The following is a 1696-nucleotide window of genomic DNA, read 5'->3' as shown; positions in this document are numbered from 1 at the left end:
AGTGGTTCGACGACGGTGAACTCAACGCGTCGTACAACTGCCTCGACCGCCACGTCGAAGCCGGCAACGGCGAACGCGTCGCGGTGATCTTCGAGGCCGACGACGGCACCGTCACGCGCGTCACCTATGCCGAGCTGCTCGCACGCGTGTCGCGCTTCGCGAATGCGCTGAAGAAGCGCGGGATCGGCAAGGGCGATCGCGTCATCATCTATATCCCGATGTCGATCGAAGGCATCGTCGCGATGCAGGCCTGCGCGCGCATCGGCGCCACGCACTCGGTCGTGTTCGGCGGCTTCTCCGCGAAATCGCTGAACGAGCGGCTCGTCGACGTCGGCGCGGTCGCGCTCATCACCGCCGACGAGCAGGCGCGCGGCGGCAAGACGCTGCCGCTCAAGAGCATCGCCGACGAAGCGCTCGCGATGGGCGGCTGCGAAGCGGTCAAGAGCGTGATCGTCTACCGCCGCACCGGCGGCAAGATCGACTGGCATGCCGAGCGCGACCTGTGGATGCACGAGATCGCGGACGGCGAGCCCGACACGTGCGCACCGGAATGGGTCGGCGCCGAGCATCCGCTGTTCATCCTGTATACGTCGGGCTCGACCGGCAAGCCGAAGGGCGTGCAGCACAGCACGGGCGGCTACCTGCTGTGGGCCGCGCAGACGATGAAGTGGACTTTCGACTGGAAGCCGACGGATGTGTTCTGGTGCACGGCCGACATCGGCTGGGTCACGGGCCACACGTACATCACCTACGGCCCGCTCGCGTGCGGCGGCACGCAGGTCGTGTTCGAAGGCGTGCCGACCTGGCCCGACGCCGGCCGCTTCTGGAAGATGATCGGCGATCACAAGGTCACGGTGTTCTACACCGCGCCGACCGCGATCCGCTCGCTGATCAAGGCCGCCGAGGCCGACGACAAGGTCCATCCGAAGAGCCATGACCTGTCGAGCCTGCGCATCATCGGCACGGTCGGCGAACCGATCAATCCGGAAGCGTGGATGTGGTACCACAAGCACGTCGGCCAGGAGCGCTGCCCGATCGTCGACACGTGGTGGCAGACCGAAACCGGCGGCCACATGATCACGCCGCTGCCGGGCGCGACGCCGACCGTGCCGGGTTCGTGCACGCTGCCGCTGCCGGGCATCATGGCCGCGGTGGTCGACGAGACCGGCCAGGACGTGCCGAACGGGCAAGGCGGCATTCTCGTCATCAAGCGTCCGTGGCCGGCGATGATCCGCACGATCTGGGGCGACCCGGAGCGCTTCAAGAAGAGTTATTACCCGGAAGAACTCGGCGGCACGCTCTATCTCGCCGGCGACGGCACGGTGCGCGACAAGGACACCGGCTACTTCACGATCATGGGCCGTATCGACGACGTGCTGAACGTGTCGGGCCACCGGCTCGGCACGATGGAGATCGAGTCGGCGCTGGTCTCGCATGAACTGGTTGCCGAAGCAGCGGTGGTCGGCCGCCCGGACGACACGACGGGCGAGGCGGTGGTCGCGTTCGTGGTGCTGAAGCGTTCGCGGCCGGAAGGCGAGGAAGCGGCGGCGCTCGCGAAGGTGCTGCGCGACTGGGTCGGCAAGCAGATCGGGCCGATCGCGAAGCCGAAGGACATCCGCTTCGGCGACAACCTGCCGAAGACGCGCTCGGGCAAGATCATGCGGCGCCTGTTGCGCTCGCTCGCGAAGGGCGAGGC

At 67.5% G+C, this 1696-nt stretch carries 1 protein-coding gene; it reads left to right on the top strand.

The window, feature by feature from the left end; all coding sequences use genetic code 11:
* Window positions 1–1696, top strand: a 1696-nt coding sequence (acs, locus tag U5771_RS35005; protein ID WP_322028157.1) for an acetate--CoA ligase, incomplete at both ends; no start/stop codon positions are given.

Source organism: Burkholderia sp. BCC1977 (assembly GCF_905339595.1).
Lineage (GTDB): Bacteria > Pseudomonadota > Gammaproteobacteria > Burkholderiales > Burkholderiaceae > Burkholderia.
Note: the sequence above shows the minus strand (reverse complement) of the source record. Positions and strands in the feature narration are given on the sequence as shown.